The following is a 24752-nucleotide window of genomic DNA, read 5'->3' as shown; positions in this document are numbered from 1 at the left end:
GGGGAAACCTGCTCACGAAGCTAATTACGCAGATCCTCACAAGGATAAAGCAATGTTCTTGAAAAAAGTAGATGGACCACGGGCTGTGACCTTGCCGGACGGCTCCGTTATGACCCGTGCGGACCTTCCGCCCAAAACGACAAAACGCTGGGTTGCCTCGCGCAAGGCCTCGGTGGTGAGGGGCGTTCTTTATGGATTGCTGCCACAAGGGGAAGCACTGCGTCTTTATGGTCTCAGTGAAGAAGAATTCCGCAGCTGGGTTGCTGCGGTTGCCGATCACGGCGAAGAAGCGTTGAAAACCACCCAATTGAAGAAATTTCGTAAGCCTTAGTGCTTAATACTAACCTTTTGCTCCGCCTACCCAGTGCCATTTTGTGCTAAAACAACACCGAACGGTTGATTTGATGTTGAGTTTTAACGATCATGGTAACGGGGCATTAACTATTTTCCAGCAAGGTTAACAGCGACCTGAGGGAAACAGGATACAGGCGGAGAAAACGAACATGCGCATTCTTCTTGTTGAGGATGATCCTACAACTGCAAAAAGCATTGAGTTGATGCTGACCCATGCCAACCTGAACGTCTATACGACGGATCTGGGCGAGGAAGGCATCGATCTGGCGAAGCTTTACGATTACGATCTGATCCTTTTGGATCTGGGACTGCCGGACATGAACGGGCACGAAGTGCTGCGCCAATTGCGCATGGCACGTATTGAGACGCCCATTCTCATCCTGTCTGGTGCTGACGATACAGACAATAAAATCAAAGGCTTCGGTTTCGGCGCTGATGATTACCTGACCAAGCCGTTCCATCGTGAGGAACTGGTGGCACGGATCCACGCGATCATTCGCCGCTCCAAAGGTCACTCCCAGTCGATCATTAAGACGGGCAAGATCTCGGTTAATCTGGATGCAAAAACCGTTGAGGTTGACGGCAAGGCCGTTCACCTGACCGGCAAAGAATACCAGATGCTGGAATTGCTCAGCCTGCGGAAAGGGACCACCCTGACCAAGGAAATGTTCCTGAACCACCTTTATGGCGGGATGGACGAGCCCGAACTGAAAATCATCGACGTTTTCATCTGCAAGCTGAGAAAGAAACTCAGCACTGCAACAGGCGGTGAAAACTACATCGAAACGGTCTGGGGGCGGGGCTATGTGCTGCGCGATCCGCAGGACGATCAACTCGGTGGTGGCGCAGAACAACGGATGGCAGTCGGCGCCTGATCGGCGACCCATTCGAATTGTAACTCTTTGTTGGGGGCAGATGTCTGCCCTCAATCATAATGGCATGTGCTGTTAACCAAAGGCGTGTGTCGTTAACCATGTGGCTGCGCCATTTACCATGTGCGCGCCACGCCAATTTTGATTTTCGTGAGTAAGGTTCTGTACGGGCCTTGGCTCAACCCGCTGCGGCGGGATTTTTTGTGTTTGATGGGACGCCAAAGCCCTCTTGCTTCTCTGGACGTGGCAGGTTCTGCGGCCTATCACCGAGTCTGAAGCAAGACGGGGCAAACGCGTGACACAAAGCCAAGACAGCGATCCGAAGAGTCTTTCCAAAGAGGACGCCCGCCAGGAATTCCTGGCCTTGCAGGAGAAACTGCAAACCGCCGATCTTGCGTATCACCAGGAAGATGCGCCGATCATTTCGGACGCCGAATACGATGCGGCGAAGCGGCGGTATGTTGCTTTGACGGAAGCATTTCCGGCGTTGAAGGACGAGGCGTCTCAGCTTGAGGCCATAGGGGCGCCCGCGGCCTCTGGCTTTGGCAAGGTGGCGCATAGCGTGCCGATGTTGTCGCTCGGAAATGCGTTTGAAGACAGTGATGTAGAAGATTTTGCCCGCAGTGTTCGAAAATACCTGGGCCAGTCCGAGGATACTCCGCTCAGCTTTACCGCCGAGCCAAAAATCGATGGTCTGTCTCTTTCTCTGCGCTATGAAAACGGTGTGCTGATACAGGCCGCCACCCGCGGTGATGGATCGGTGGGCGAGAACGTCACCGAAAACGCCCGCACCATCGCCGATATTCCGCAGCAGATCGTAGATGCGCCTGCAGTGCTGGAGGTGCGCGGCGAAGTCTACATGAGCCACGAGGCTTTTGCCGCCCTGAACGCCCGGCAGGAAGAACGCGGCGGCAAGACATTTGCCAACCCGCGCAACGCGGCGGCAGGGTCCTTGCGTCAGCTGGACCCGAAAATTACCCGCTCCCGTCCATTGCAATTCTTTGCCTATAGCTGGGGTGAGCTCTCTGAACCTCTTGCGGAAACGCAGTTCGAGGCGATGAAACGATTGGAAAGCTTTGGCTTTACCATCAATTCCCTGACCAGGCTGTGCCCGACGGTGGACGAGATGATCGCGCATTACCGGAGCATCGAGGAACAGCGGGCCACGCTGGGCTACGATATCGACGGTGTCGTTTACAAGGTGAATGACATGGCGCTGCAGGCGCGGCTGGGGTTCCGCTCCACCACGCCACGCTGGGCGATTGCGCATAAGTTTCCGGCTGAACTGGCCTGGACCCGGCTCGAAGCCATCGACATCCAGGTTGGCCGCACCGGTGCGCTCAGCCCGGTGGCGCGGCTGACCCCGGTGACCGTCGGCGGGGTGGTTGTCTCAAACGCAACCCTGCACAACGAGGATTACATTCGCGGGCTAGACTCCAAGGGCGAAGAAATCCGTGGCGGCAAGGACATTCGCATCGGCGACTGGGTACAGATCTATCGCGCTGGTGATGTGATCCCCAAGGTCGCCGATGTGGATCTGTCCAAACGTCCCGTAGGCGCAGTGCCGTTTGAATTCCCTAATGTCTGCCCCGAATGTGGCTCGCCGGCGGTTCGCGAAGAGGGTGATGCGGTGCGCCGGTGCTCTGGCGGCTTGATCTGTCCCGCACAGGCCATTGAAAAACTGAAACATTTCGTATCTCGCAGCGCTTTTGATATTGAGGGTCTTGGCAACAAGCAGGTCGAACAATTCTACGCGGTTGGCTGGATCAAGGAGCCTGCTGATATCTTCACCCTGCGGGACCGCTTTGGTGCCGGAATGCAACAGCTGAAACACCGCGAAGGTTGGGGGGAAAAATCTGCGACCAATCTGTTCGATGCTATAGACGAAAAACGGAACATCCCACTGGCCAAGCTGATCTTTGCTTTGGGCATTCGACATGTCGGTGAGGAACAGGCCAAGCAACTTGCGGCATATTGGCGAGATATTGAGAGTTTACTACAAGCTGCTCGCGATTTGTTCTGCGAGCGACAAAACCTCTGGCGTCCTCTTTGCCAAAGAATGACAGGTTCGAATGAGATAATCGATCGCCCATGGGAGACGCCTCTCTTGCTACGTGAGCGGGAAATGCAGGTATGGCCTGATGCACAGGAGTTTCCTGGCCTCGGAGGGCAGTTATTGCTGTTTGCACTGTATGGCCTTGCAAGAGGGGAAGCGTCCGATACGATTTTCTTTACGGCTCTTCGAAACTCCAAAAAGCACCCAGACAAGTTGGACAGAGCATATGAGTATTTTGGGGGGCCAGATGAATTTGCATCCAACTTAGAGCCTCATCTTTACCAGCTGAAGAAAATGTGGCGGGATGCGTTTGGTATGCCGCGCGATCTGGCGAACGAAGAGTGGGCGAACGCTTCCTACGAAACCAGTCGTTTGGTTCTTAAGGATAACAAGCTGTTGAACGAACTGACGGCTGTTGATGGGGTTGGTAGAGAAGTTGCGAATTCTATATTCGACTTTGCGCATGATGAGTTGCAGATGCAGGCAGTTGAGAGGCTTCTATCCCAGCTTTCGATTATGCCGCCTGAGCAAACAGCCGACACTAGTTCGCCGATTTCCGGATTGACGCTCGTCTTCACCGGAACGCTGGAAAAGATGACACGGGCCGAGGCCAAAGCGCGGGCCGAGGCGCTGGGGGCAAAGGTCTCCAGCTCGGTCTCCAAGAAAACCGATATCCTTGTGGCGGGGCCCGGGGCCGGTTCCAAGGCAACCAAGGCGGCAGATCTTGGGATCAAGGTGCTGGATGAAGACAGCTGGCTGGAGCTGATAGAACAGTCATGAGCGGGCGTCCCGAGATCCTGTTTCCCCTGTTTTCAGGGCTGGAGAAACTGCCAGGGATTGGGCCGAAGACGGCCCAAAATCTGGAGCAGATCCATATAGAAACGCCGCGTGACCTGTTGTTTTCATTGCCATACTCGGTACAGGATCGCCGTCGTCGCGATACGGTTTCCGGGTTGGAGCTGCCGACCGTTGCCACGGTTGAAGTCACCATCGGCGCCCACAGGCCGCCGCGCAATCGCGGGGGCGCCTACCGCATTACGGTGACGGATGCGGAGACGGATTTTCAGTTGGTGTTCTTTCACGGACGCAGCCGTTATCTGGAGGCGCAATGCCCCGAGGGATCGCGCCGTCTGGTGTCGGGCAAGCTGGAGTTGTTCGACGGTATCGCGCAGATGGTGCATCCCGATCACATGGTGCCAGTCGAAGAGGCCGCGACGATCCCCGAGTTCGAGCCGGTCTATCACTTGACCCATGGGGTGTCGCAGAAAACGATGTTCAAGGCACTGCGCGGTGCCTTGGATCTGGTCCCTGATCTGCCCGAGTGGATCGACCCCGAGCAAGTCAAGCGCGAAACCTGGCCCACATGGGGTACGGCGATCACCACCGCGCATGAGCCACAAGGACAGGAGGATCTGTCGCCTGATGCTCCGGCGCGGGCGCGTCTGGCCTATGATGAGCTGTTCGCGCATCAGCTGACGCTGGCGCTGGCCCGGCAATCCGAACGCAAATCCCGTGGCATCCAGAGCCAAGCCACTGGACGTTTGCAATCCCGTGTGCTGTCGGCGTTGCCTTATCGCCCCACGGGGGCGCAGACCCGCGCGATTGAGGAAATCTCCGCCGATATGGCCTCGGACAGGCGGATGAACCGGCTGCTGCAGGGCGATGTGGGCGCGGGCAAGACGCTGGTGGCGCTGATGGCGCTTCTGGTTGCGGTTGAGGCAGGCGGGCAGGGCGTGATGATGGCCCCGACCAGCATCCTCGCGCAGCAGCATTACGACGGGCTGCGCCCCCTGGCCGAAGAAGCAGGCGTGGTTCTGGAACTGTTGACCGGCCGCGACAAGGGCGCCGAGCGCAAGGCCAAGCTTGCAGCGCTACAGCGAGGTGATATCCAGATCCTGGTCGGGACCCATGCAGTATTCCAGCAGGATGTTCATTTTGCAGATTTGCGGTTGGCCATCGTGGATGAACAGCATCGGTTTGGCGTTCGTCAACGTATGGAACTGGCCGAAAAGGGCATGGGCGCGGATGTTCTGGTGATGACCGCGACTCCCATTCCGCGCTCACTGGCTCTGGCGCAGTACGGGGATATGGATGTTTCGGTGCTGGATGAGAAACCCCCGGGCCGCAAGCCGGTCAAGACGGCTGTGATCAGCACGGAACGGACCGAAGAGACTGTCAGCCACCTGCGCCACGCCATTGAGGAAGGGCGGCAGTGCTACTGGGTGTGCCCCTTGGTCGGCGAATCCGAGGTCATGGACCTGACCGCTGCAGAGGAACGGTTCAAGCTCTTGCGTGCCGCCCTTGGCGAAGGCGTGGTGGGTCTCGTGCATGGGCAGATGCCGGTTGGGGAAAAAGATGCGGCCATGGCCGCCTTTCAAAGCGGTGAGACCAAGGTTCTGGTGGCGACCACGGTGATCGAGGTGGGCGTCAACGTGCCGAATGCCTCGATCATGGTGATCGAACGGGCCGAAATCTTTGGCCTAGCCCAGCTGCATCAGCTGCGGGGGCGTGTCGGGCGCGGCAGCGCAGAATCCACCTGCCTGTTGATGTACCAGCCACCGCTGAGCGAGGGAGGCCGCCGGCGGCTGGAGGTGCTGCGCGAAACCGAGGATGGCTTTCGCATTTCCGAAACCGATCTGGAGATGCGCGGTGCCGGGGACATGATAGGCACAGCCCAATCCGGTCTGCCGCGGTTCAGGATTGCCGATCTGGAACGGCAGGCCCCGCTGATGGCCGTGGCGCAGAGCGATGCGCGTGCGCTGCTGGCCAAAGACCCTGATCTGACCGGCCCCCGGGGGCAGGCCGCACGCGTTCTGCTGTGGTTGATGAAGCAGGATCAGGCGTTCCGTTTAATTTCAGTGGGTTAGTCTGTTTCGTTCCTACTGAAACCAGTTTTGTTCCAAAAAGTTCGCAAATGTTCTCTTAAAGTTCTTTACTTGCTGTTCGTAAAATGAGAACAAAGAGGCAACAAGAACGCGCCTAAGCGCAAACACAGCGAACTGACCGGAGGAACGATAATGATTGCACAGTTGAAAACGACCCTTCAAAACGCCCAATCCACCCTGCTGCAGGACGCGATTGGTGCGGGCGCCCTTACGGTCATGCTAGTGGCGGCGCTGCACCTTCCGGGATCTTTCTAAGCCTGACACAATCCTGAATTCGATCTTGGCTCTTCATGGTGGTCGCACTGCATCCTGTCCCGAACCGATGAGGGGAACACCTGCCTGTACCCATCCCCGTCCGGCCTTGCCTGATTGCCGGAAAGCGTGACCCGTCCCGCATGAAGAACCAGAGTTGCCGCCACCATCTGCCCGGATGTGTGGCGGCTTTTTTTATTGCGTGAATATATAGTTGCGCGGGGTTTTCGTCTGTTTCTGGGATCCGTGTAATTGGGCTTCAGGTCGTAAAGGCCATCCGGAGCCCCCCCCAATGGCGACCGCCCACGGTAATGGGCGCCGACAGGTCCTTCATCATGACAAAGTCGCCGCCGCCCATGTCGCGCCGGTAAACCTGCATCAGGAAGGGACCTGTGTTGCGTCCGGCCTTGAGCCCGACGCGGTCATCGAAAATCCGCCGGTTGCGGCAGTTGGCCATGTTCCAGTCAGGATCTGCGCTTTGCGGTTTGGAAAATTTCTTGTTGTGGGTCGGGAGGTATCCGTTGACGTCCACCGCTGCGGAAAAGACCACGCGTGGATCCAGATCCAGGGCGGCCTCCAGCAGCGGCGGCAGGACGCTGTCGGTGAACTTGGTGAAACGGGTCATGACCTGTGTCGGATTGGTGTTGGGGATTGGAACATAGGTCCGGTCGAACAGATCTGCCTGCGAAATCCGGCTGCTGGTAAGGCCCTCTTCGAATAGCTTGCCAATCTGGGCCGCCATGTCGGTGACAAATGCGATGAACATCTTGTCCCCGGATTGGCCGCCAAGAGCGACCGTGCCTTGAACAAGGCGTTCAGAGGAAATGATAAGATTTTCAACACGGTGGTGGGTCTTTTGAATGTCGTCAGTGGTGTCCTGAACAGAATGCTTGATCCGGTTGATGTTGGGAAAACACGCCTCCATCGCGTCGCGCACGGTCGTGGCATCGGTCAGAATCCGGCCGGTTTCGCTGTTCACGTTCTGGGCGTCTTTTTCAATGCCAGCCAGCGACGCGTCGGTATCTCGGGCGCGGTCCAGGATTTGTTTGGCGGATTTGGATATCGTCTCAGTCTCTTCGTCCAGAGTCCGGATCCAGCTGTAAAGCGTTTCGATATTTGTGCTGATCTCCCGTGCCGCGCGTTGGGTGCGTTTGGACAGATCATTGATCGCCTCTGCAACGACCGCAAATCCCCGCCCGGCATCGCCTGCGCGCCCCGCTTCGATCTTGGCATTGATGGCCAGAATGTTCACCTGCGCCGCGATCGAAGTGATGATCTCGTTGTCCTTGCGCATAGCGTCGACGGTGCTGCTGACGTCCTCGGTCCGGCTGTTGAGATCCTGCACCCATTCGGCAACCTCCTGGCTGCGGCCGCTGCTTTCGCGGACGAGGGCTACGGACTCTCTGGCTGACTCCAGCGTTTTCTGGGTTGATAGAGAGACGGCACCCACGGTCTCCATGACCTGCGCATTCGATCTGACAACCCGCTCGGCGCCTCGGTCCAATTGGTCAAGATCTTCAAGTTGGGTTTTGGATTTACTCTCGATCGTGTCCAGAAACCCGGCAATGTCGACAATTTCAAAACCGAGCTGGGAAGAGATTTCGGCAAGATCGTTCAGATTGGCGTCCGCGACTGATGGCGCCTGAGTGTCTTGTTTTTGCAGCATTTAGGGACCCGTTTACTCGTTACAGTCAACAAGTAGCCCAAATGTTATAAAATTATCGTTAAGTGCACTCTTCCTTAGCAACTTGCTGAAGCGCCTCACGCGTCGCATCCAGCGCCAGCATGATCGAAGCATGGCGATTCTTGAACTCACGGGCGGGCACCAATACCTCAAGCTCGTCAAAGGGGGCTTGCGGCGGTTCGGCACCCTCGGTCAGCATCGCTTTCAGCTGGTTGCGGGCTTTTTCCACCGTCTCCAGCGAGCAGCCGATAATGTGATCCGCCACAACCGATGCCGCAGCTTGCCCCAGGGCGCAGGCTTTCACGTCCTGGCCGAAATCGGTGATCTTGCCATCCTCGACCTTCAGATCGACGGTCACCGTCGACCCGCAGAGAGGCGAGCGTTTTTTCACTGTGACATCAGGATCTTCCAGACGCTCTAAATGCGGAATATCCGCTGCAAGGGCCAGAATGCGGGAAGAATAGAGTTTGATCAGATCGGTTTCGCTGGACATGCGGGCCTCGGGGTTTCCCTTGGGTGGAGTTCCTCATACATAGGGGGCGACGTTTCAGATGCAAAAGGTTTTTGCCATGTCCAGCGCGACCACACAGTCCTTTGATCCCGCAAGCCTGCGTTACGACGCAAACGGGCTGATCCCCTGTATCGCGCAGGACCATGACAGCCATGAGGTGCTGATGATGGCCTGGATGAATGCCGAAAGCGTCGCGCGCACGCTGGAGACGGGCAAGGTAACCTATTGGTCGCGTTCGCGGCAGTCGTTCTGGGTCAAAGGCGAAAGCTCGGGCCACGTGCAGGAACTGGTGGATCTGCGACTGGATTGTGACCGGGATTGCTTGCTTGCTGTCGTGCGCCAGACCGGACCGGCCTGCCACACCAACCGGCGCAGCTGTTTCTATACCGCTGTGCGGGAAGGGGAAGAGGTCGAACTGATGGCGCCCATGGTCTGAGGCAGCTCAGCCAAGGCCCACCATGCGGCGGATGTCCTGCGGTGTTGCGCCTTCGGCGCGGTATTTTGCGATGGCTCGGGCATCGTCACGTTTTGCAAGGCGTTTTCCCGCTTCATCCCGGATCAGGCGGTGATGGTGGTAGACCGGCACGGGCAGATCCAGAAGGGTCAGCAGCAGCACCTGCAGCTGGGTGAAGTCAAACAGATCCTCGCCCCGCACCACGTGGGTGATCTCCTGATGCACGTCGTCCAGCGCAGAGGCGAGGAAATAGGCGATGATCTCTTCGCCCTTGCGAGACAGAACGACATCGCCGATTTCCTGCAGGGCGCGCTCAGGATCCAGATGGTGTGTGCCCTTATGCGCCGCGCCGGTTTCCTCAAACGTCACGCTCTGGCCGTTGAGGCGGGCCAGCGCGCGGTCAAGATGCAGCCGCAGCGCGTCGCCGGGTTTGCGATCCGACATGGGGCGGTGCTTGCAGGTGCCGGGATAAACGTCGTGCGATACCCCTTCCTGCGGCGCGGAAACGGCGGCGCGGATATCGGCGCGGCTGCAGGAGCAGGGATATAAAAGCCCCATACTTTCAAAGGCTTTGAGGTATTTGTTATAGCCTTTCAGGTGCTCTGACTGGCGCAGAATAGGCTCGTCCCAGCGAAGGCCCAGCCAGGTCAGATCTTCGATGATGGCCGCGTCCCATTCCGGTTTCGACCGTTGCAGGTCGGTGTCCTCCATGCGCAGCAGGAAGGCGCCTCCGGCGGCGCGGGCCATTTCATGAGCAATGATCGCGGAATAGGCATGGCCCAGGTGCAGCGGGCCGGTGGGCGAGGGCGCAAAACGGGTGCGAAATGTCATTGCGCCCCTCGCGGTTCAGGAAAACTGCTGCAGCCATTCGGTCCAGGCGGCCTTGGCCCGGTCGGTATAGGCCTTGTAGCGGTCCTTGCGGCCGCGACGCCCGCCTTTCAGCCCATCCACCGGGCGGAACAGGCCAAAGTTCACGTTCATTGGCTGGAACGTCTTGGCCTCGGCGCCGCCGGTGATGTGGTGGATCAGCGCGCCCATGGCGCTGTCCTGAGGCACATCGGTCAGGGGCTTGCCCAGGATCTCCGCAGCGGCCAGACGACCGGCAAGCAGGCCCATGGCGGCGCTTTCCACGTAGCCTTCGACGCCGGTAATCTGCCCGGCAAAGCGGATATTGGGCCGCGATTTCATGCGCATCTGGCTGTCCAGAAGGGTCGGAGAGTTGAGGAAGGTATTGCGGTGGATACCGCCAAGCCGAGCGAAACTGGCATTCTCCAGCCCCGGAATCATCCGGAAAACCTCGGTCTGGGCGCCGTATTTCATCTTGGTCTGGAAACCGACGATGTTGAACAGCGTCCCCAAGGCATTGTCGCGGCGGAGCTGGACCACCGCGTGGGCCTTGACCTCTGGCTGGTGCGGGTTGGTGAGGCCGACGGGCTTCATCGGTCCGTGGCGCAGGGTCTCGCGGCCACGTTCGGCCATCACTTCGATCGGCAGGCAGCCGTCGAAATAGCCTGCGGTTTCGCCTTCGTGGAACTCTGTCTTGTCGGCGGCGAGCAGCGCGTCGATGAAGGCCTCGTATTGGTCCTTGTCCATCGGGCAGTTGAGGTAGGCGGTGCGCTCCTCCTCGGTTTCGCCCTTGTCATAGCGCGACTGCATCCAGGCCTTGGACATGTTGATGCTCTCGGCATAGACGATGGGCGCAATGGCATCGAAGAACGCCAGCGCCTCGGCGCCAGTTTCAGCCTGGATCGCCTTGCCCAGATCGGGGGAGGTCAGCGGACCGGTTGCAAAGATCCAGTGACCTTCGGTGGGAAGCTCTGTGATTTCTTCATAAGAAACAGAGACATTCGGAAGGCTCTTAAGCTGGGCGGTCACGGTTTCGGCAAAGGGTTCCCGGTCCACCGCCAGGGCGCCGCCTGCGGGCAGGCGATGCTTATCCGCCGTGGTCATGATCAGACCCTTGGCGGCGCGCATTTCCCAATGCAGCAGGCCGACGGCATTCTGTTCATCGTCATCGGAGCGGAAGGAGTTGGAGCAGACCATCTCACCCAGGTTGCCGGTCTGATGGGCAAAGGTTTCGACCTTGGGCCGCATCTCGTGCAGCACGACCTTTACGCCCATGTTCGCCGCCTGCCAGGCAGCTTCGGACCCGGCCATGCCGCCGCCCACGATATGCAATTCTTGTGTCATGAGGTGCCACATAGGGCAGGGATGGCCATTGCGCAATATGACATGCGTCGGGGGCAGCGATGGCGCGCAATGCAAGGGGGCCGACAACGCACCCGTTTGCTCATCATTGGAACCGGTATTGTGCAGGGGAGAATTTTGGGGCCACTGCGGCGGGAATGTCGACCGGGGAGAGAGACCCGGTTGGAGGGACCTTCCGACGCAGCGGCCCAAAATTGTGACCGGTCTGTGACCAGTGCCCAACCTTTGCCATTATCCTGCCTTTATTGAAAGACCGGATATGGAAACAATATCTAGTCAATCGTAAACAAAGGCTAAACTTGTTTTAAATTTTCGGAAAACTCAGTTGTCTTCCCAGTTGGGCGGACGCTTTTCGATAAAGGCGTTGAGCCCTTCGATGGTGTCGCGATGCATCAGGTTTTCGACGATCACCCCGCTGGTGTAGGCATAGGCCTCATCCAGCGGCATTTCGATTTGACGGTAATAGGCTTCCTTGCCGATCTTCACGGCCGAGCCGAGTTTTGATGCGATGGTTTGTGCCATCTTCAGCGTTTCCGCCTCCAGATCCTCTTCGGGCACCGCTCTGTTGATTAGACCCAATTCGGCGGCGCGGTCGGCCGACATGAATTCGCCCGTGGTTAGCAGTTCAAAGGCATGTTTTCGCGGGATATTGCGAGACAGGGCCACCATCGGGGTTGAGCAGAACAGACCGATATTGACGCCATTGACGCCGAACCGGGTGCCCTGCGCGGCCACGGCCAGATCGCAAGAGGCGACAAGCTGACAGCCGGCGGCAGTCGCAATCCCATGCACCTGGGCAATCACCGGCTGCGGCAGGCGTTGCAGGCCCAGCATCACGCTGGTGCAGCGGGCGAAAAGGCCCTCGAAATAGGCCTTGCCACCATCCTCGGCCGCGCGCCCTGCGTTCATCTGTCGGATATCGTGCCCGGCGCAGAAGGCCTTGCCCTCGCCAGAGAGTACAACGGCCTTGATTGTGCTGTCGTTTTTCAAGGCGTCGATCTGCTCTTGCAGGGCGGCCAGCATCTCATCCGACAGCGCGTTTAGCCGCTCGGGGGCGTTCATGCGCAGATGTGCGATCGCATTTGCGTCGCGACGTTCCAGAATTGTCATCTTGTCCTCCTGACCCTGTTTGGGGCAACTCTATGGCGGACAAGGGAGAAGGAAAAGCATGGCTTTGGCTTTTGATGCGGCGGGGCTGACCGCCTATATGGCGGAGATCTTTCCGCAGGTGGCGGATGATTTCGCCGTGGATGAACTGTCCGAGGCAGGGATCACCATGCGGCTGCTGACGGCAGAACGGCACCTGCGACCGGGCGGCACTGTGTCTGGCCCTTCGATGTTCGCGCTGGCTGATGTGACGGTCTACGGGCTGGTACTATCCCGGCTGGGACGCAAGGCACTGGCGGTGACCACCAATTGCTCGCTTGATTTCATGCGCAAGCCCGAGGCGGGTGTCGATCTGATCGCCAAAGGAACTCTGTTGAAACTGGGCCGCTCGCTCGCTGTTGGCGATGTGCATATGTATTCGGAAGATTCGGACAAGATGGTGGCGCGCTCCACCATGACATACTCGATTCCGCCGGAAAAATAGGGGTCAGAGGGCGCGCGCCAGAGGTTCGCCGACTTTCACAAGGGTTTCCAAGCCTTTGGAACTGTTGGTGATCAGGTCGTCGCTGAACTGGACCTTCCCGGGTTCAAAGACTACGACGACGGTGGAGCCGCCGAACTTGAAATAGCCCTTTTCGTCCATCTTCTCGACCCGGCCACTGGTGCGGGTGTTGACGATGGACCCCACGCCAAAGGCGCCGACCTCGACAAAGCACATGGTGCCCGCCGTGTCCGTGTCGATCAGGGTCAGGCTGCGCTTGTTGTCACCGAACACATCCGGCCCGGCGCCAAGCGCGATGGGGTTCACCGAATGCAGCGCGCCGGGAATGTCACGGGTTTCAACGATCTGGCCTGCGGTCGGAAAATGATACCTGTGATAATCGGCGGGGCACAGGCGGACGATGGCCAGGGCGCCGCCCAGAAACCGCTCATGCAGGCCGGGCAGCATGGTACGGATTGACATCGGGTGCCCTTTGACCGGGACAAAGACGTCCTTATCCAGCTCTGGGAACACCAAGACACGGCCGTCCGCGGGGGAGACGATGTCGCGTGGCTCATCGCTATAGGGGCGGGTTTCCGGTTTCAGGTGCCGCACGAAGAAATCGTTAAAGCAGCGAAAGCTGGAGACCGGATCACGGGCCTCGTCCATGTCAATCGACAGTTCCTCGATGACCGCGGCGATCTTGCGCCGGGACAGGGGCGAGTCGAACCACAGCCCGAACAGGCGGCTAACCAAAGAGGATCGGAACAGTGCGCGCTCCAGCAGGCTGGAGCCTGCGTCCTGATAAGCCCAGCGGATCCATTTCTCGCCAAGGATCACCTCGTCGAAAACCGTGCCGCTTGCCCGGTCGACTACCTTGATCGGAGTATTCGTCATCTGTCTGCCTTGCCGCTTGTCCGGCCTGTCTGGCCCGTGGCGATGAGGTAGCAGAGTGCGCGCAGAAGGCTCAAGGGCGGAATGCAACGGCGGCGGAGGGCCGCAGGGCCAGACCGTTGCCTCACACGCGGACGCCAGGGTAACGGGACCTCAGCTGTTTGGTGCAACACTTTGCCACTAAACAGCAAAGAGTGTGCGGATGCAGGTCAGGCAGATTGCCGAAGAGATCGTCGAGCGCGAAGGCGGTTATGTGAATGATCCCGGTGATCCGGGTGGGGCCACCAAACACGGGGTCACGATCGGGACCCTGAAACGGCTGGGAATTGATGTCACCGGTGACGGGCAGGTCGACACCAGGGATGTGAAGGCGCTGAGCCGCGAAGATGCGGTGGATATCTTCATCCGCTGGTATTTCGAACGTCCAGGAATCGCCCGCTTGCCAGAGGCGCTCCAGGCATCGGTGTTCGATATGTACGTCAATTCCGGCGCTAACGCGGTCCGGATCCTGCAGGGGCTGCTACAGGAGATGGGATTTGACTTGGCGGTGGACGGGGTTATCGGGCCGCATACAGCAGCGGCGGCGCAGCGGGCGGCGCAGGTAGATGACGGCAGCCTGCGCGACGCCTACGGCATTGCCCGGCGCAGCTACTATTTCGACTTGGCAGACCGGCGCCCGGCCAGCCGTAAATACGCTCGGACCCGCGCGGGCGGCAAGGGCGGATGGATCCGGCGCGCCGAGGTATTCATCAGCACCAAATACCACATGGACCGGAAGGCCTTTGTCCGGCGGGTTGCACGGTGGCAGGAAGAAAAACGATGATCACAGGTTTATTTCAATTGCTTTTTGGAAGCAATCGCAATGCATTGTGGAATGCAGTTGAGGTGTTTCGTGAAAACGCGGAGGCCGGTGCAGAGCGGGCCAGCCGGGCGCAAGGCGCGGCGCTGCAGCAGTTCGCGGCAGAATTCCGCGCTGAACGGCGTAGCGGGTTTGATCGGGTGATGGATGGGATCAACCGGCTGCCAAGGCCGCTGCTGGCGCTCGGGACAGTGGGGCTGATGGTGAGCGCAATGGCCAACCCCTCGTGGTTTGCAGCCCGGATGCAGGGGCTGGCGGCAGTGCCTGAACCGTTGTGGTGGCTGCTGGGGGTTGTCGTCTCTTTCTATTTTGGCGCGCGTCATCAGATCAAAAGCCAGGAGTTCCAGCGGAGTCTTGCGAAAGTCGCGGCGCGCATGCCGAAAGGCGTGGAAAGCTTTGCATCTTTGCAGGGTGGTGAGGCGCCGTCCGTTCAAGAAGCCCATTCTATGCAGCAGGAAGGACACTTGGCGGCGAGTGCGGTAGCCGAAAACCCGGCGCTGGCGGCATGGAAGCAAAGCCAGCTCAGGCTGTTGCAGGCCGACCCCGCAGAGTAAGCGCGCAATCGCCTCCTGCGGCGGCTGGACGCGCCAAATGCCATTGGCGCCGCCCCGGTGAAAGATTATAGACAGAAGTATGATTACAGAACTCGGTCACTTCGCCCTCATCCTCGCCTTTCTGGTTGCCATCGTGCAGATGGTCGTTCCCATGATCGGCGCCCATAAACGCTGGCCCGGCTGGATGGCCGTCGCCGAACCTGCGGCACAGGCGCAGTTCTTCTTTACCGCCTTTGCCTTTGCGGCGCTGGTCTGGGCCTTCGTGACTTCGGATTTCTCGCTCCGGCTGGTGACGCTCAACAGCCACTCGGCCAAGCCGATGCTTTACAAGATCTCGGGCACCTGGGGGAACCACGAAGGCTCCATGCTGCTCTGGGTGCTGATTGTCAGCCTGTTCGGCGCGGTGGCTTCGGTCTTTGGCGGCGGCTTGCCGCAGACGCTGAAGGCGCGGGTTCTGTCGGTGCAGGCGGCCATTGGCGTCGCCTTCTTTGCCTTCATCCTGTTCACATCGAACCCGTTCCTGCGGCTGGTGTCGCCGCCGTTTGACGGGCAGGATCTGAACCCGCTGCTGCAGGACCCGGGCCTCGCCTTTCACCCGCCATTCCTTTACCTCGGCTATGTTGGGCTTTCGATGGCGTTTTCCTTTGCCGTGGCTGCCCTGATCGAGGGGCGCATTGATGCCGCCTGGGGACGCTGGGTGCGGCCTTGGACGCTTGCCGCCTGGATTTTCCTGACCATCGGCATCGCGCTGGGATCCTGGTGGGCCTATTACGAGCTGGGTTGGGGCGGTTTCTGGTTCTGGGACCCGGTGGAAAACGCCAGCTTCATGCCCTGGCTGCTGGCGGCAGCGCTGCTGCATTCCGCCATCGTGGTGGAAAAACGCGAGTCACTCAAAAGCTGGACCATCCTGCTGGCCATCCTCGCCTTTGGCTTCTCGCTGATCGGGACCTTTATCGTTCGCTCGGGGCTGCTGACCTCGGTGCATGCCTTTGCCAACGATCCAGAACGCGGCGTATTCATCCTCTTTATCCTGGCCTTCTTTACCGGCGGGGCGCTGACGTTGTTCGCGGCGCGGGCCCAGCAGATGCAGGCCAAGGGCGTTTTTGGCATCGTCAGTCGCGAAGGCGCGCTGGTGGCCAACAACATCCTGCTGGCCGTGAGCTGCTTTGTGGTGTTCTTTGGCACGCTCTGGCCGATCGTGGCCGAAATGGCCTTTGCCCGCAAACTGAGCGTCGGGCCGCCCTTCTTCAACGCGGCCTTCACCCCCTTCATGGTGCTTTTGGGGATGATCCTGCCGGTTGGCGCCATGCTGCCGTGGAAACGCGGTAAGCTGGGCCAGACGATCTGGTACTTGCGCTATGTGCTGGTCCTGTCGGTTGCCTTGGGTGTGCTGGCCTGGGCCATGCAGACGGGCCGCTCCGGTCTGGGGCCCATCGGGTTGTTCATCGGCTCCTGGGTGGTCTTTGGCGCCGCTGCCGATCTGTGGTCGCGCACCGGCAAGGTCGGGCAGATTGGGCGCTTGCTGCGCCTGCCGCGCGCCGACTGGGGTAAGGCCGTGGCCCATGCAGGGCTGGGGATCACCATCTTTGCCATTGCCGGTCTGACGGCGTGGGAAGAGGAAGACATCCGCGTTGCCAAGATCGGAGAGCCCTTTACTGTCGGCGGGTACGAGCTGGTGCTGGATGCGGTCGATCGCGCGCGGGGGCCGAACTACTTCACCTCCATGGCCACCGTCAGCATCTTTAAGGATGGCGCGGATGTTGCTGTGCTGCATCCTGAAAAACGCACCTATCCGGTGGCGAAGATGCCGACGACAGAGGCCGCAATTGACTACCGGCTGTTGCGTGACCTTTACGTGGTGATCGGGGATCAGCAGGCAGATGGCGGCTGGACCGTGCGGACCTATATCAAACCGCTGGCCAACTGGATCTGGGGTGGCTGTCTGCTCATGGCGCTTGGCGGCATGCTGAGCCTCAGCGATCGACGATTCCGCGTGGCGGCAGGCGCTCGCAAGGGCGCTGGCGCGGCCAAGGTGCCCGCAGAATGAGGGGCGCGGCTATGCTCAATCGGTTTGCAAAGGTTCTGGTGATCACCCTCATGGGGGTGGTCGCGCTGCCTGCGACGCCTGTACTGGCCGTCCAACCGGATGAGGTCCTATCCGATCCGGTTTTGGAGGGACGCGCGCGCGAATTGTCCAAGGACCTGCGCTGCCTTGTCTGCCGCAACGAGAATATCGATGAATCCAACGCCGATCTGGCGCGGGATCTGCGGCTTCTGGTGCGCGAGCGCCTGGTGGCCGGGGACAGTGATACCGAGGTGATCGATTTCGTGGTCGACCGGTACGGCGAATACGTGCTGCTGCGGCCCACCACCACGGGAGCGAATTGGCTGCTTTGGGCGGCGGGTCCGCTGATGCTGTTGCTGGCCCTTGGTCTTGGCGCCGGGTATCTGCGTGGGCGGGCCAGGGCGCCCGGAACAGCAGAGGCCGGGCTGAGCCCCGAGGAAGAAGACCGGCTGCGGAAAATTATGGACGAGTGACGCCGGGTCCGGCTTTTCGACCGCAATGCTTTACGCCACCATGGCTGAAATCACATCCGCTCTGCGGCGCCACTGGGCCGCGGGGATCCGAGAGAAGACAGACGAGGCCCTCTGATGGACTATAAAGAAATCCAATATTCGCTTGAGATCGGATTGGCGATCCTGACGCTGAACCGCCCGTCGAAGATGAACGCGCTGACGGGTCAGATGCGGGCCGAACTGACCCATGCCCTGAAACAGGCCGCGAGCGAGGCACGTGCTGTGGTGCTCACCGGCGCTGGCAGCGCCTTTTGCTCGGGGCAGGATCTGAGCGATGCCTCTGGCTCTGGCGACCTGGATCTGGAGCGGACGCTGCGCGACGAATACACGCCGATGCTTGAGGCGCTTTATGATTGCCCGGTGCCGACCATGTCGGCGGTCAACGGTCCTGTGGCCGGGGCAGGGGCCAATCTGGCGCTGGCAGCCGATGTGGTGATCGCGACCGAGAGCGCCTATTTCCTGCAGGCCTTTGCCCGGATCGGCCTGATGCCGGATGCAGGCGGTACCTGGTTCCTGCCGCGCCAGATGGGGCTGGCCAAGGCAATGGGCGCGGCCCTGTTCGCTGACAAGATTACGGCCAAGCAGGCTAGCGACTGGGGCATGATCTGGGAAGCGGTGCCGGATGCAGAGTTCGACGCCCATTGGCGGGCGCGGGCTGCCTATCTGGCCGAGGGGCCGACCAAGGCCTTTGGCGCCATCAAGACCGCGATGCGCGGCAGCTATGACAAAAGCCTGCCCGAACAACTTTCGATTGAGGCGCAACTGCAGGGCGAATGCGGCAAGACCCGCGATTTCCTGGAAGGCGTCACTGCCTTCATGGAAAAACGCCCAGCCAAGTTCGAAGGGCGCTGAAGACAGCCTTATGCAACAGGAAGCCCCCGCCGGTTATTCCGGCGGGGGTTTTTCATTTCAGTTATCAGATCGTAGGTCTCGCGCTAGCGCCATCGGCAAACAGCCGGATATGGCGGTCTGGATCGAACTGTCCATCCTGATCCAGAACCCGTAGGACCTCGACCCCGTCTGCCAGGACGATAGCATCGCTACCCCCATCCTCATTCTCTTGATTGAAGACAGAAAACCGCGGTGGCGGGCCGTCTTCGGGATTGAAACCGTAAACGATCTGATCCTCGCCCGGCTCGAAATCAGTAATGGTGGCAGCCTCGGTGGTTTCCAGCCAACGACCGGCGAAAAATTCATCTGCGCCGTCGCCGCCAGTCACGGTATCATCGCGGCCAAAGAGGATAAGATCATCCCCGGCGCCGCCATTCACGGCATCGCCACCGGTATCGACATCGGCCCGGATGGCGCCGGAGGGATGCAGATCAAAACGGCTGACCCATAGGACGTCATCGCCTTCTCCCCCGTTGATGGTGTCGCTCCCTTGACCCTCAATGACTCCGTCATTTCCCTGACCACCAAATATGGTGTCATTGCCTTCGGCACCGGTCAGCAGATCGTTGCCGTCGCCGCCGGAGACCAAATCGTTGCCAAAGCCTCCCACCAACGTGTCACTGCCACTATCGCCAAACAGACGATCATTTCCCCCACGACCGTCGATTTCGTCATTTCCGGAGCGTCCCGCGATGGATTCACCTGCGTTAGTGCCTGTAAGCGAGTCATCCCCGCTGCTACCTTCGATCAATTCGCCCGGTGGGGTCGTGTTACCATTTCCTGGGGGGGAGGGCAGATCGCTGAGATCGTCATCGGGCAGGTTATCTCCATCATCGCTGGAGTCCATGATCAGCCCGGCAAAAAGCCCAAGAGAAACAAGCGCGAAAAGAGCAATCATAGGGTCGTCCTGAAATTATTTAATACAACTTATGGAAAATTAACCCCGAGAGGTGGGTGAGTCAATTTTTAATAGAAAACAAACTTTTACCACCGTTTCCCGTCGAGCGACAATGCTCATGTGGGCGCCTGAAATTCGCTGGAGCAGGAGTTTTTCGCCTTTGCACACGAAGGCCGGAGGTGACCGCCACGCCCAAAAAAAAACGCCCCGCACCCAGAAGGCGCGAGGCGTCCAATCAAGGCTGTTATGCCGATCAGCGGTTCTCGATATCCACGTAATCGCGGGCGGTTTCGCCGAGGTACAGCTGACGCGGACGACCGATTTTGTTCTGTGGGTCTGCGATCATCTCTTTCCACTGCGAGATCCAGCCGACGGTGCGCGACAGCGCGAAGATCGGCGTAAACATCGAGGTCGGGAAGCCCATCGCCTCCAGGATGATGCCCGAGTAGAAGTCGACGTTCGGGAACAGTTTCTTCTCGATGAAGTAAGGATCGTTGAGCGCGGTCTGTTCCAGCTCCTTGGCAACCTGCAGCAGCGGGTTGTCTTCGACGCCGAGCAGTTCCAGAACCTCATCCGCGGACTGTTTCAGAACCTTGGCGCGCGGGTCGGTGTTTTTGTACACGCGGTGACCAAAGCCCATCAGGCGGAACGGATCGTTCTTGTCCTTGGCGCGGGCGATGAACTCGGGGATCTTGTCGACGGTGCCGATTTCTTTCAGCATCTCGAGGCAAGCCTGGTTGGCGCCGCCATGGGCCGGACCCCAGAGGCAGGCGATACCAGCTGCGATACAAGCGAACGGGTTTGCACCGGAAGAGGACGCCAGACGCACGGTCGAGGTCGAAGCGTTCTGTTCGTGGTCCGCGTGCAGGATAAAGATCCGGTCCATGGCGCGGGCGAGGATCGGGTCGACGTGATATTCTTCGGCCGGAACCGAGAAACACATGTGCAGGAAGTTCGCGGCGTAATCCAGATCGTTGCGCGGATAGACGAAGGGCTGACCGATCGAATATTTATAGGCCATCGCGGCGATGGTCGGCAGTTTTGCGATCAGGCGGATCGAGGCGACCTCGCGCTGCCACGGATCGGCGATATCGGTGGAGTCGTGGTAGAAGGCGGACATCGCGCCAACCACACCAACCAGGGTCGCCATCGGGTGCGCATCGCGGCGGAAACCACGGAAGAAGTTGTGCATCTGCTCGTGCACCATGGTGTGACGGGTCACACGCGCTTCGAAATCTTCCAGCTGAGCAGCGGTCGGCAGCTCACCGTACAGCAGCAGGTAGCAGACTTCGAGGTGGTGCGAATTGGCTGCAAGTTGGTCGATCGGGTAGCCACGGTGCAGCAGCTCGCCCTTGCCACCATCGATGAAGGTGATGGTGCTGTCGCAGCTTGCGGTCGAGGTGAAGCCCGGATCGTACGTGAAGACACCGGCCTGCGCGTAGAGTTTGCGGATGTCGAGAACATCGGGCCCGGCTGTCGGAGAGAAGATGGGAAGCTCGTAAGTTTCGCCATTCAGGCTGAGCTGGGCTGTCTTATTGGTATCGGTCATAGATGTCCCTTCCTGTTACAGGCACGAAAACCCGGAGAAATCCGGGCTTCGTGCAGGCAGCACCTGCGCGTGGACTGCGCAGGTGAGGTCGTATCGAAGCAGACTTACCCAAGGGTTAAGAGGCGGGATCAGCCTGCAGCGTCGGTCAAACGGGCCAATGTTTCCTCACGGCCCAAAATCAGCATCATATCGAACACCGAAGGCGTTACCGCCCGGCCTGCCAGGGCCGCTCTCAGCGGGCCGGCCAGCTTGCCGAACTTGGTATCCTGTGCTTCCGCGAATTGGTTGAGAAGCGCCTCCAGATCGTCACGCGTCCAGCTAGCACTTTGCAACTGCGGCGTCAATTCATTCAGTATACTATCGGATACAGATGCCAGCGCCTTGGCCGCCTTTGCATCCGGTTCGATGGGGCGTGACGTCAGGATAAAATGCGCTTTCTCAAGAAGTTCAGGGAAAGTCTTGGCGCGATCTTTCAGGCAGTACATGGCCCGTTCAAGATCAGTTGACTGAACGTCAGTCAGGGCAGGCTCACCGGCTGCGGCAAGATAGGCTTCGATCTCTTGCCGCAGTGCAGCGTCATCGCTAACGGCGATATGCTGCCCGCAGAGGCTTTCCAGCTTTTTGGTATCGAACCGGGCCGGGCTTTTGCCGATTCCATCCAGATCGAACCATTCGCGTGCTTGCGCGTCGGTGAAGAACTCATCGTCGCCATGGCTCCAGCCGAGACGGGCCAGATAGTTGCGCATGCCGGCCGCGGGATATCCCATGGCCTGATACTCCTGCGCGCCAAGGGCGCCGTGGCGTTTCGACAGTTTCTTGCCGTCGGGGCCATGGATCAGCGGAATATGCGCCCAGACCGGAATTTCCCAGCCCATGGCCTCGTAGATCATCATCTGACGGGCGGCGTTGTTGAGATGGTCGTCGCCCCGGATCACATGGGTGACGCCCATGTCGTAATCGTCCACGACCACGGCCAGCATATAAACAGGCGTGCCATCGGACCGCAGCAGAATCATGTCGTCCAACTGGTCGTTGCGGATCGAGACATCGCCCTGCACCTGATCGCGAATGACCGATGTGCCCTCCTGCGGGGCCTTGATGCGCACCACGTAAGGCGCATCCGGATGAGTGGAGGCATCGGCATCGCGCCAGGGCGAGCGGTAGAGCGTCGATTTTCCCTCGGCCCGGGCGGCATCGCGGAAGGCGGCGATCTCTTCCTGGGTGGCAAAGCACTTGTAGGCCTTGCCTTCGGCCAGCAGCTGATGCGCAACCTCGGCGTGGCGGTCGGCGCGTTCGAACTGGCTGATCACATCACCGTCGTGATCCAGGCCCAGCCAGTCCAGCCCCTGCAGGATGGCGGCGGTGGCTTCGGGGGTGGAACGCTCCCGGTCGGTATCTTCGATTCTGAGCAGGAATTTACCGCCGCGTCCGCGCGCATACAGCCAGTTGAACAGCGCGGTGCGGGCGCCGCCGATATGCAGAAAGCCGGTGGGCGAGGGGGCGAAACGGGTGACGACCGGTTTGGACATGGAGGTGATTTACCTTTTGGAAACCATAAGAGGAGTAGCGTTTCTGCCTGTCTACCCACCCGAAGGGTCAGGAGCAAGCATGCGTATGATGCCTATCCTGGACCAGCTGCTACAGGTTCAAAGGGGACATTTGCTGGCCTGGGTGCCGGTGTTTCTGGGGCTTGGAATAGGGGTCTTTTTTGCGCTCCCGGTCGAGCCGGAGGCGGTGGCCTATCTTTGCGCTCTGGTTCTTGGTGGAGTGTGCGCTGCTTTCTCGTTGCGGGGCAGCGCCAGCGGATTGCTGGCACGGGCGGTTCTTCTTTGTGTTCTTGGGTTCATGGTTGCGGGGTGGCGGACCCATTCTGTGGCGGCTCCAGTACTCGGCTTTCGCTACTACGGCCCTGTGGAGGGGCGCGTCGCCACTATCGACCGCTCCGCGCGCGATATGCTGCGTCTTACGCTGGATCAGGTGCGGCTGAAGCAGGTATCGCCGAGTAGAACGCCTGCGCGGGTGCGTGTCTCGGTGCCGGTGGATAGCGGGTTGCCCGGTCCCGGCGCAAGGGTGGCCACCACCGCACATCTGATGCCGCCGCAGGGCCCAGCAGAGCCGGGCGGTTTCGACTTCCGGCGCCATGCCTGGTTTTTGCAACTGGGCGCGAATGGCTACACCCGCGTTGCCGTGCTGACGCTTGATCCCGGCCCGCCGGGGTCAACGCTGGCCGGGCTGCGGCGGGATCTGTCTTTGGCGCTGCGCCAGCGGCTGCCCGGTGAGACCGGCGCCATCGCCGCCGCCATCACCACCGGCGACCGCAGCGGCGTCAGTCAGTCAACGTTGCAGGATTTGCGAGCCAGCAATCTGGCGCATTTGCTGGCCATTTCCGGCCTTCATATGGGGCTGGTGGCCGGATTTGTCTTTGCATCTTTACGGTTTGCCCTGTGCATGGTGCCGCCCATCGCACTGCGACTGAACGTGAAGAAACTATCAGCGGCTGCGGCCTTGCTGGCGGCGGGGGCATATCTGGCGCTGTCCGGCGGGAATGTCGCGACCGAGCGGGCCTTTATCATGGTGGCGGTGATGTTTGTCGCGGTGCTGCTGGACCGGCGGGCGATATCCTTGCGCGCGGTTGCCATTGCTGCGGTTCTGGTTCTGTTGCGGCGCCCCGAAACGCTGCTCAGCCCCGGTTTCCAGATGAGCTTTGCTGCCACGGCCGCGCTGGTGGGGGTGTTTGGGGCGATCCGGGATGGCGGTCTTACCCTCGGGCCAAAATGGCTGCGCCCTGTGGCCGCCTTGGTTCTGTCCTCGCTGGTTGCTGGGCTGGCCACGGCGCCCTTTGGCGCGGCCCATTTCAACACCCTGTCGCACTATGGGCTGCTGGCCAACCTGCTCGCGGTGCCGGTGATGGGCCTTGTTGTGGTGCCCGCCGCAGTTCTGTCCTTTTGCCTGCTGCCCCTCGGTTTGGAGGGCTTCGGCCTGGCGGTGATGGGGGCGGGCATTGACTGGATCCTGACCGTCGCCCGCGCGGTTGCGGAGCTGCCGGGAGCAGAGGGCACGGTGATGCAGCCGGGGCAGTGGGTGTTGCCGTCGCTTTCGGTCGGCGGGGTGTTCCTATTGATCTGGCAGGGGCGTTTGCGCCTTCTCGGGGTGATGCCGATTGCCCTGGCCTTCGCGCTTTGGTCGCAAGACACGCGGCCGCTGGCGTTGATTTCATCGAATGGCGGCTTGGTCGGGGTAATGGGGCCAGAGGGCCGGGCCTTGTCCCGCAGCAAGGGGCAGGGCTTTGCGGCGCGGGTCTGGCTGGAAAATGACGGTGATCCCGTCAGACAGGTCATTGCAGCAAACCGCTGGCGGTCTCAAGGCAACGACCCGAGCCATCGCCGCGCCAGGATTGGTCCCTACAGTCTGGTGCATGCGGTAGGCAGCAGGGCTGCGGAGCGTTTGACCTCATGTGCTGAGGGGGAGGTTCTGGTGTCGACGGTCGATCTGAAGCCGGAGGGCGGCTGCATCATTTTGGGGCTACAGCAATTGCGGCGCATGGGCAGTATTGCAATCGATCAGCAAGGTAAATTGACCACGGCGAGGGACCTGTCAGGGCAGCGCATCTGGACCCGTTAGGGCCATTGACCGCGATTGGTACGGCTCATCCGAACCGGGCCGGTG

At 60.0% G+C, this 24752-nt stretch carries 21 protein-coding genes and 1 pseudogene; 13 read left to right on the top strand and 9 right to left on the bottom strand.

The window, feature by feature from the left end; all coding sequences use genetic code 11:
- Positions 1–52: 52 nt before the first annotated feature.
- The 4 genes from C6W91_RS03810 (at position 53) to recG (ending at position 6149) form a co-directional block, all read left to right on the top strand.
- Positions 53–331 carry a DUF1153 domain-containing protein gene (locus C6W91_RS03810; RefSeq protein WP_065273437.1) on the top strand — a complete coding sequence of 93 codons (279 nt, stop codon included), beginning with the start codon at positions 53–55 and terminating at the stop codon, positions 329–331.
- A 172-nt stretch (positions 332–503) separates the two neighbouring features.
- Positions 504–1229, top strand: a complete 726-nt coding sequence (gene ctrA, locus C6W91_RS03805; RefSeq protein WP_065273438.1) for a response regulator transcription factor CtrA — start codon at positions 504–506, stop codon at positions 1227–1229.
- 292 nt (positions 1230–1521) lie between these two features.
- On the top strand, positions 1522–4062 hold the full coding sequence (gene ligA, locus C6W91_RS03800; protein ID WP_370570443.1) for an NAD-dependent DNA ligase LigA: 2541 nt from the start codon (positions 1522–1524) through the stop codon (positions 4060–4062).
- Positions 4059–6149 (top strand): ATP-dependent DNA helicase RecG, encoded by a 2091-nt coding sequence (gene recG, locus C6W91_RS03795; protein ID WP_370570442.1) that lies wholly within the window; start codon positions 4059–4061, stop codon positions 6147–6149. Before ligA ends, recG begins: the two co-directional genes overlap by 4 nt.
- A 529-nt stretch (positions 6150–6678) precedes the next feature.
- Here the strand turns inward: recG and C6W91_RS03790 are convergent.
- Both C6W91_RS03790 and C6W91_RS03785 read right to left on the bottom strand, forming a co-directional pair.
- Entirely contained in the window at positions 6679–8085 is a 1407-nt protein-coding gene (locus tag C6W91_RS03790) for a methyl-accepting chemotaxis protein (protein ID WP_274867529.1), read from the bottom strand.
- A gap of 58 nt (positions 8086–8143) precedes the next feature.
- On the bottom strand, positions 8144–8596 hold the full coding sequence (locus tag C6W91_RS03785; protein ID WP_065270139.1) for an iron-sulfur cluster assembly scaffold protein: 453 nt from the start codon (positions 8594–8596) through the stop codon (positions 8144–8146).
- Positions 8597–8654: 58 nt separating this feature from the next.
- On the opposite strand from C6W91_RS03785, the gene hisI reads away from it, so the two are divergent.
- Entirely contained in the window at positions 8655–9050 is a 396-nt protein-coding gene (hisI, locus tag C6W91_RS03780) for a phosphoribosyl-AMP cyclohydrolase (protein WP_274833959.1), read from the top strand.
- Positions 9051–9056: 6 nt separating this feature from the next.
- On the opposite strand, the gene gluQRS is transcribed toward hisI, so the two are convergent.
- The 3 genes from gluQRS to C6W91_RS03765 all read right to left on the bottom strand — a co-directional run bounded on the left by gluQRS (position 9057) and on the right by C6W91_RS03765 (position 12386).
- Positions 9057–9899, bottom strand: a complete 843-nt coding sequence (gene gluQRS, locus C6W91_RS03775; RefSeq protein ID WP_274867528.1) for a tRNA glutamyl-Q(34) synthetase GluQRS — start codon at positions 9897–9899, stop codon at positions 9057–9059.
- A 15-nt stretch (positions 9900–9914) separates the two neighbouring features.
- Positions 9915–11258, bottom strand: a complete 1344-nt coding sequence (gene trmFO / locus C6W91_RS03770; protein ID WP_274867527.1) for a methylenetetrahydrofolate--tRNA-(uracil(54)-C(5))-methyltransferase (FADH(2)-oxidizing) TrmFO — start codon at positions 11256–11258, stop codon at positions 9915–9917.
- Between the two features lie 339 nt (positions 11259–11597).
- The gene (locus C6W91_RS03765; protein WP_274867526.1) at positions 11598–12386 is read right to left on the bottom strand and encodes an enoyl-CoA hydratase; all 789 of its coding nucleotides are present in this window, start codon (positions 12384–12386) and stop codon (positions 11598–11600) included.
- 58 nt (positions 12387–12444) lie between these two features.
- Between C6W91_RS03765 and C6W91_RS03760 the strand changes: the two genes are divergently transcribed.
- Positions 12445–12867 (top strand): PaaI family thioesterase, encoded by a 423-nt coding sequence (locus C6W91_RS03760; protein WP_274867525.1) that lies wholly within the window; start codon positions 12445–12447, stop codon positions 12865–12867.
- 3 nt (positions 12868–12870) lie between these two features.
- On the opposite strand, the gene asd is transcribed toward C6W91_RS03760, so the two are convergent.
- Positions 12871–13761, bottom strand: coding sequence for an archaetidylserine decarboxylase (gene asd / locus C6W91_RS03755; protein ID WP_274867524.1), 891 nt, complete (start codon positions 13759–13761; stop codon positions 12871–12873).
- A gap of 199 nt (positions 13762–13960) precedes the next feature.
- Here asd and C6W91_RS03750 point away from each other — a divergent pair, with 199 nt between their 5' ends.
- The 6 genes and pseudogenes from C6W91_RS03750 (at position 13961) to C6W91_RS03725 (ending at position 18600) form a co-directional block, all read left to right on the top strand.
- Complete coding sequence (locus C6W91_RS03750) at positions 13961–14581, top strand: holin-associated N-acetylmuramidase (RefSeq protein ID WP_274867523.1); 621 nt, start codon at positions 13961–13963, stop codon at positions 14579–14581.
- Positions 14482–14880 (top strand): annotated as a pseudogene (locus C6W91_RS03745) (3TM-type holin); the annotation flags it as partial. The gene C6W91_RS03750 and the pseudogene C6W91_RS03745, both read left to right, overlap by 100 nt.
- On the top strand, positions 14849–15100 hold the full coding sequence (locus tag C6W91_RS03740; protein WP_370570448.1) for an Rpp14/Pop5 family protein: 252 nt from the start codon (positions 14849–14851) through the stop codon (positions 15098–15100). The pseudogene C6W91_RS03745 and the gene C6W91_RS03740, both read left to right, overlap by 32 nt.
- 150 nt (positions 15101–15250) lie before the next feature.
- Positions 15251–17218: a heme lyase CcmF/NrfE family subunit gene (locus C6W91_RS03735; protein ID WP_274867522.1), complete on the top strand. Its 1968-nt coding sequence runs from the start codon at positions 15251–15253 to the stop codon at positions 17216–17218.
- 11 nt (positions 17219–17229) lie between these two features.
- Entirely contained in the window at positions 17230–17709 is a 480-nt protein-coding gene (locus C6W91_RS03730; protein ID WP_370570441.1) for a cytochrome c-type biogenesis protein CcmH, read from the top strand.
- A 114-nt stretch (positions 17710–17823) separates the two neighbouring features.
- Positions 17824–18600, top strand: a complete 777-nt coding sequence (locus C6W91_RS03725; protein ID WP_370570440.1) for an enoyl-CoA hydratase-related protein — start codon at positions 17824–17826, stop codon at positions 18598–18600.
- 64 nt (positions 18601–18664) lie between these two features.
- Here the strand turns inward: C6W91_RS03725 and C6W91_RS03720 are convergent, their stop codons facing one another.
- The 3 genes from C6W91_RS03720 to gltX form a co-directional block, all read right to left on the bottom strand.
- Positions 18665–19537, bottom strand: a complete 873-nt coding sequence (locus C6W91_RS03720; RefSeq protein WP_274867520.1) for a calcium-binding protein — start codon at positions 19535–19537, stop codon at positions 18665–18667.
- Positions 19538–19790: 253 nt separating this feature from the next.
- Positions 19791–21086: a citrate synthase gene (gene gltA / locus C6W91_RS03715; protein ID WP_065270151.1), complete on the bottom strand. Its 1296-nt coding sequence runs from the start codon at positions 21084–21086 to the stop codon at positions 19791–19793.
- Positions 21087–21214: 128 nt separating this feature from the next.
- Positions 21215–22615, bottom strand: a complete 1401-nt coding sequence (gene gltX / locus C6W91_RS03710; RefSeq protein ID WP_274867519.1) for a glutamate--tRNA ligase — start codon at positions 22613–22615, stop codon at positions 21215–21217.
- A gap of 79 nt (positions 22616–22694) precedes the next feature.
- Here gltX and C6W91_RS03705 point away from each other — a divergent pair, with 79 nt between their 5' ends.
- Complete coding sequence (locus C6W91_RS03705) at positions 22695–24707, top strand: ComEC/Rec2 family competence protein (RefSeq protein ID WP_274867518.1); 2013 nt, start codon at positions 22695–22697, stop codon at positions 24705–24707.
- Positions 24708–24752: the final 45 nt, after the last annotated feature.

It is taken from the genome of Phaeobacter sp. SYSU ZJ3003, assembly GCF_041300735.1.
GTDB classification, from domain to species: domain Bacteria; phylum Pseudomonadota; class Alphaproteobacteria; order Rhodobacterales; family Rhodobacteraceae; genus Phycobacter; species Phycobacter gallaeciensis_A.
The sequence above is the reverse complement of the archived record's forward strand: the minus strand, read 5'-3'. Positions and strand labels throughout refer to the sequence as shown.